Here is a 6,993-nt window from a genome sequence, read left to right on the forward strand (position 1 = left end):
TCCGCGTCCAGAAATTCGGGTAAAGGTGTCCCGGGCGTATAGGTAAAGTTACCTGCCGTGACAGGAACGTTGCCTTGGGCAGTATATCTTACGTCCAACCAATCCTGAGCATTTAATACGCTAAAATTGTCACGTACAGTGTTCAATGTGACTCTACTGTCTAAAGTAATTCTTTGTGTTCCGCTTTTTGCTTGTTTGGTAGTAACAATAATCACACCTCGTGCTGCTTCAGTACCGTAAATACCGGCTGAAGCTGCATCCTTGAGGACTTGAATACTCTCAATGTCTCCAGGATTTAAACCTGCCGGAGATGTTGTTTGTACACCATCGATAACCCAAAGCGGACCTGTTCCTCCAAAAACTGAAGTTAAGCCACGGATGGAAATCTGGGTATCATTGCCCCCGGGTACACCAGAAGAAGTCAGCGTTAATCCAGGCACCTTCGATTGTAACTTTGATACGACGTTAGGAGTCGATACCTGGTCTAAATCTTCGGTTTTGACAATGGAAATAGCCCCGGTGATGTCTGCTTTCTTCTCAACGGCATATCCTGTGACAACGACTTCTGCCAGTTCTTCTGTGTCTTCTTGTAAAACAAAGTCGTAAACGCTTTCTGCACCAACCATTTGTGATGCTTGATTGAAGCCAATAAAAGAAACAACCAGCACATCTCCCTGATTGGCCTGGATTTGATATTTCCCAGCAAAATCCGTAATTGTCCCGTTCATTGTACCTTCTACTACGATTGTCGCACCGGGCAATGATTCCCCGCTACCGGACCTTACCGATCCGGAAATGGTGCGTTGTTGTGCAAAAGATAATAGCGAACTAAAGAACAATAAAATAAAACAAAAGCTTTTCATTGCATTTTTCATATTAATTACATTAGTTAGTTATTTCATATACCGTTACATCTGCGGTTGCAGTTCCTCCGTTGGCAAACAGATCGACCTCAGTTGCATTATCAAGTGTTGGAAAAAAACGCCCTGTGAAGTGCGCTTTATCGTCAATAAATACTTCTAATACTGAGCCATCAACAAAAACCCGCACATGAACTGTTGCTCCTCGGGTGATCGTATAATTTCCTGTTCTAATATCTTTTCTAACCAGTGGGCTAAGCGATGATTTTGAAGCGTCTACAATCCACTGTTGTTTAGAAAAATCGTAGTAAACTTTATATTCTTCCAGCCCATCGGGCGATTTGCCGAATATAAAGCCAAGCTGATCAGCATTCCCGGTATTGATTGTTGCATCCATTTCGAAATGGCGACCACTGTAGCTATTTAAATAATTGGTTCCTCCATTTTCCAATATCAGGTTGTTGAATGTACTTTGAGTTCCCCTGAGGTTCTCCAAATTTGGATGAGGTTTTATTGCAATGGTATTGTCAGCATCCAATTCCCAAACCTGAGGTACACTAAATAAATTAGCCCACCCTTGCTCCATTTGAATTGCTGCATCTACCTCATCAGGAATAATGCCGATGGCAGTAATCCTGCCTTGTGCATCGCTTGTAACGGTTGGAGACAAAAAGCCATTAACGACCTCCAGCTTTTTAGCTTGTTCAAAATCAGGCGTGAAAACACCATTTTCAAACTGTCCAATCCAGTAAGTTGTAATTGCCGGAGTAGCATCAGGAGTTTTTTGAACCAACAGCATTTCTTTACCGTTGGGAAATTCATATAAAACAGGCATTTCCCAGAATTGGCCTTCACCTTCATTTTTTTGACCTTGATAGGCAATTCCTTCGTAGTTCCAGTTTTTAAAGTCCTGGCTTTTATAATAGACTACATTACCACCGATTGATGATATCCCGCTGCCGACTATCATGTGATACATTCCATCTTTTTCCCATATATATGGATCTCGAAAATCCATATTCACACTGGGAGGTGCCTGAGAAATGACAGGGTTATAAGAATCTTTTTGTAGTGTTTGATAATTATTCGTGGATGTTGCCGTACCAATGCCTGCTTTTGCTCCGTCAACACCCGTATAGGCTACAGCGGGAGTCCCGTCGTTCAATATAATGGCACAGCCAGACCATATTCCATAATGATCCCATCCCTCATCGGGCCATAAAACGGCATTTTGTTCTTCCCAACGCACTAAATCAGAACTGGTGAAGTGACCCCAGTTTTGCTGAGCAATCCCTAAAAAAACATCATTTTTTTGGTAGAACATATGGTATTTATTCTGGAGATATATCAGTCCATAAGATTCATTTGCCCATCCATAATCAGGAATCGCATGGTAGCTAGGTCGATTTGTATCATCCGAATAATCGATATCGATTTGATAGGCAACCGTTGATGGTGGGCTATACTTGCCATATTCTGCTTCTACAATCTCCTGAGTTAACTGACCGGAATAGATCATTAACTCATCTAAAGCTCCTGAGAAATAATCAATGTCATAAATGCCAATCTTCTCACCAGTCGTGTTTTTCCCAATGCTGAAAGCCGTATTGGTAGCTGGCCACGATATATTAGCGTTTGGGATTGTGGTGTTCTTAACAATCTCTCCATTCAGAAAGATCTTTATTAATCTGCTCTTGGGGCTAATGCCTACCATGATAAAACTCCAGGTATCTCTTGGTAAGCTTTGTGATGTGACTTGCTCATAGAAAGTGCCACCCAGAAAGTATTGCACGACAATTTGACCAAACTTGTTTATACCGACCATTACTCCGGTATTGGAGCCTTCAGAAGTCAATGCTAACATGGCAGCATTGCCTACTGGATATGATTTTGGTGAAACCCATAAAGACAAGCAAAATTGACTACTGGGAAGAATATTGCTTGGTAATGTTCCGCCAATCTGGTTTGATAATCCATCAAAAAATAATGCATTGCTTTTTACTCCAGGCATTCTGCTAATGCCATTACCTAGTATCTCGTAATTGCTATTCGTATTTGATTCAACAGTGGTAGTCCCGGTAGTTTCATTAAATTTAAAGGCTACGACTTCATTGATGTTTTCGACGGGAGGAATTACTGGAGCACTAGGCACATCGTCATCTTTGCCACAAGAGCATGTAACAGAAACTACAATTAAAGCTAAAAAAGTTGTACCGATTAGTTTCATTTTGGGTTATGAATTAGATATTATCATTTTTACTTCCAAAGGATTGTGTTCCATATTAGTCAGAACCCGGCTATAAATTTACCCGACGCATATTTAACTGGTCTGAAAGTAGTTACCAGCTGCGCAAATGCTATTGTTAAAAACAAAGCGAACGGAACGATCACCATCATTGGTCTACTTTGATTAATTTTAGGTTGTTTCAATTTCTCTTTCATTCCCATACAAAATCGCATTGATTTCATCCATCTTGTATTCAGGGGTAGCACCTGCTTTTGAGGCAACAAACGCACCGGTAGCACAGGCAAAAGCCAAAGCTTCGTCGTAGTTTTTTTGGTCGAACAGCGCCGCAATCAAACCGGCAAGGAAAGCATCACCAGCTCCAACCGTATCAATCGCATTGATCTTAAAACCAGGATGATCGTGGAAACGGCCTTCGCAAAACAGCAAGGCGCCATTTTCACCTTTGGTTACACAAACCAAAGAGGCCCGATACTGACCAGCCAACCATTGCGTCAGCTCCTTTTCATCCAGGTTCTGCTTGCCATGCCAGGCAGCAAAAACCAACAATTCGTCATCGTTTAGTTTGATGATATCCGCTTTTTCAAGCAGCGGCTCAACCAGTTCTCTTCGATCGTAGGGCTTCCGGAGGTTCACATCAATCAGCTTTAAGGCATCACCGTCCAGCAATTTCAAGATGGTTTGACGGGTTTGCTGATGGCGGGAGGCCAATGAACCATAAACGAGAACTCCTGACTTCTTGGCTTTTTCGGCCAGCGATTCGGTCAATTGCAAATTGTCCCAGGCCACTGGTTCGCAAATTTCGTAGGTTGCATTGTTATTTTCATCCAGATGAACAAGCACCTCGCTAGTTGGAAGTTTTTCGTCAAGCTGAATGAATTCGGTACTAAGTCCTGAGTTCTCAAGAAAAGTTTTCAGCTCCTGGCCAGGCTGGTCATGGCCAATACGGCTGACAATGGAAGCATCTTGTCCGATCGCGTTCAAATGCAAAGCCACATTCATGGGTGCGCCACCGGGCTTGGCCCCCGAAGGCAAACGGTCCCACAGCACTTCGCCGATACAAAGAATCTGTTTGTTCGTTATTTTCATCGTTGTGTTTAGTTAGAAGATTGACTGCGTTTCGTTAATTCAAGCTGAATTTCTTCGAGCGACTTTCCTTTGGTTTCAGGAATCACTTTCCAGGCAAAGAAGAAGTGCAACACCATCATCACGGCGAAGAAAGCGAAAGAAGGGCCGCCTCCAATTCCGGGCATTTCAGCAAAAATTGGGAATCCCCAGATCAGGGCCGCAGCCATGATCCAATGGGTAAAAGTTCCCAGCGCCTGTCCTTTTGAGCGGACTTTGTTGGGAAAAATTTCAGAAATAAACACCCACAAAACTGCCCCTTGTGAAAAGGCGAAAAATGCAATGAAGCCCATCAGGTAAATCATCACGCCATAGCCGCCGAGTTCTGAGAAATTGTTGGTGAAAAAAGCTTTGGAAAGCATGCCCAGAAAAAAGACCATCCCGACCGAACCAGCCATGAGCAAGGTACGCCGTCCGTAACGGTCGATCAGGAATAGGGCAATAAAGGTAAACAACAGGTTGGTGGCACCAATCGAAATGGACTGCAGCAAAGCGGCATCCGTTCCAAATCCGGCCATTTCAAATACGCGTGGGGCATAAATCATGATGGCATTAATCCCTGCCAACTGGTTAAAGGCAGCAATCAAAATGGCAAAAATGATCGGGTAGCGGTTTTCCCTGACAAACAATTTCCCGTGTCCCAGCTTCAACTCTTGCTCAACCGATTTTTTCACAATGGCCACTTCGTTTTCCGGATTTTCGGCTTGAATGCGTTTAAACACCACCAAAGCTTCATCAACCTGGTTTTGATTGACCAGCCAACGCGGAGATTCAGGCACTAAAAAAAGCAGGAGAAAAAACAAGCTGGCAGGAACAGCTTCCACACCAATCATCCAGCGCCACGACGAACTGCCAAAAACCTGCGCCAAAAAATAGTTGACCACGAAAGCCATAAAAATGGCCGTCACCACAAAAAACTGGTTGAGTAGAACCAACTGCCCGCGCTGTTTGGCTGGCGAAATTTCGGCGATAAACATGGGCGTAACAACCGAAATACAACCTAACAACACACCCGTGATGAAGCGAAAGATTAACAAGACTTCCCAGTTCATCGCGGTGGCGCTTCCAAGGGTTGAAAGCGCAAATAAACCCGACAGTACGATTAGAGATCGACGGCGGCCGAATTTCTCGGCTGGCTTACCTATTATTAATGTGCCCACGATTGTTCCGAGAATGGCTACTGCAACGGTAAATCCCAGCCAAAAACTATCTAAACTAAATGTCTGCTCCAGCTGCGATGTTGTTCCCGACATCATGGCAATATCATAGCCAAAAAGAAATCCCCCAAGGGCAATGATGATTGCGACAGTAAATACGTTTTGTGTTTTCATTCGAATTATTGGTTTAAAAATCTAATTCAAAATTAAAACACGACCAGCCGAAAGCTTAGAAACTATGATGCCAGTTTAAAAATTCATGATACAAATCCTCTCAAAATCAACGTAAAAGAACAGCCATGTTACCTGGCTTGATTGGGGAAAAGCAACCCGGTGCTGCAATTTCGTCAATCTATAAATGACTGATTCTCTTTGAGCTGCTTCCAAAGGCTTCGGTTATCGTCAAAGGGTTTGAAAATGAGCTTTTAGTGGCCCGACTACTTGAGCGGATCATGAACAGCAGGATTATAGTAAGAAACGATTGCATCAACGAAAGACCCCGCTTGGCTTCCACCATTCGATAAAAGTTGGTCTGCTCTTTCAGGTAATTTTTGTGCCGAAGCATTTTCAACCGTAAGGTTTCAAAAATTCTTCTTAAAAAGTGAGTCGCTGAAAATCAATGAACTCTTCAAAGTCCCTTTTCGGAGCAAGTTCAATGTTACTCCAACCAACTGGCATGAATCAAACTTCCTGTTTCATCGTGGTTTTCGATCCGAAGGTGCACATCAATTTCCTGTTGCATTTCTTCAACGTGGGAAATCACCCCAACGATGCGGTTCTCTTTCCGCAGTGACTTCAGGGTATCAAATACGATGGATAACGATTCCTTGTCGAGCGAGCCAAAACCTTCGTCGAGGAAAAAGAAGTTCTGGTTCGATTCCGTGATCTTCTGAATATTATCGGCCAAAGCCAAAGCCAGCGATAGCGCTGCCTGAAATGTTTGTCCGCCCGACAGGGTTTTCACGCTGCGAACCTTGCCGCCATTCATAAAGTCGCGCACCTGGAAGTTGTTTTCCGGGGTAATCTCCAGGCTTAGTTTCTGCCGCGTCAGCTGGAAAAAACGGTCGTTTGCCGCGTTACACAAATTTTGCAGGTAAACCGACGAAATGTAATTGACAAAACCACTTCCCTTAAACATGGATTTCATGGTACGAATATTCTCAGCCCGGAGGTTCAAGGCTTCCAGCTCCTTTCGAAGGGCCGCCTGATTCTCCAAATCTTGCTGAAGTTTTTTCAGCAGCTCAGTCAGCTTCCCGAACTCCTGGTGTTTTTGTTGAGAAAGCTCATTGAGCGCAGCCATTTCAGCAATCAGTTTTTGATGCAATTCCAGATCATATTTCCGATCACCAACTTCGTTCTGCAACTGTTCTTGTTCTCTTTTTACCAGTGCTAGCTGCTCCCTAAAATTGGCCAGCTTTTGCTTCTCGTTCTCCAAATCAATTTGTTGTACAAGAATGTGCCTGACTTCATCAAGGGTTTGAAATTTAGATTTTTCCAACTGACCATTGATCTCGGTGACTAACTTCCGGTTCGTTTCCTTTTCCTGTTCCAGTTCTTTCCGGTTGGCCATTAAGCCTCCTGCCAAAGTATCTCTTTGTTTTCGCAG

The 6,993-nt window shown here is 43.5% G+C and carries 5 protein-coding genes; all 5 read right to left on the bottom strand.

The window, feature by feature from the left end; genetic code table 11:
- A partial coding sequence (locus NC99_RS17255; protein ID WP_157625017.1) for a TonB-dependent receptor plug domain-containing protein occupies positions 1 to 875 on the bottom strand: 875 nt, incomplete at its 3' end.
- Between the two features lie 10 nt (positions 876 to 885).
- On the bottom strand, positions 886 to 3,087 hold the full coding sequence (locus NC99_RS17260) for a GH32 C-terminal domain-containing protein (RefSeq protein WP_053186645.1): 2,202 nt from the start codon (positions 3,085 to 3,087) through the stop codon (positions 886 to 888).
- A 189-nt stretch (positions 3,088 to 3,276) separates the two neighbouring features.
- Positions 3,277 to 4,194, bottom strand: coding sequence for a carbohydrate kinase family protein (locus NC99_RS17265; RefSeq protein ID WP_053186648.1), 918 nt, complete (start codon positions 4,192 to 4,194; stop codon positions 3,277 to 3,279).
- Positions 4,195 to 4,202: 8 nt separating this feature from the next.
- On the bottom strand, positions 4,203 to 5,561 hold the full coding sequence (locus tag NC99_RS17270) for a sugar porter family MFS transporter (protein ID WP_053186651.1): 1,359 nt from the start codon (positions 5,559 to 5,561) through the stop codon (positions 4,203 to 4,205).
- A gap of 484 nt (positions 5,562 to 6,045) precedes the next feature.
- Positions 6,046 to 6,993: SbcC/MukB-like Walker B domain-containing protein (locus NC99_RS17280; protein WP_316930807.1), on the bottom strand; the 948-nt coding region annotated here is incomplete at its 5' end.

This window comes from Sunxiuqinia dokdonensis (assembly GCF_001270965.1).
GTDB lineage: Bacteria > Bacteroidota > Bacteroidia > Bacteroidales > Prolixibacteraceae > Sunxiuqinia > Sunxiuqinia dokdonensis.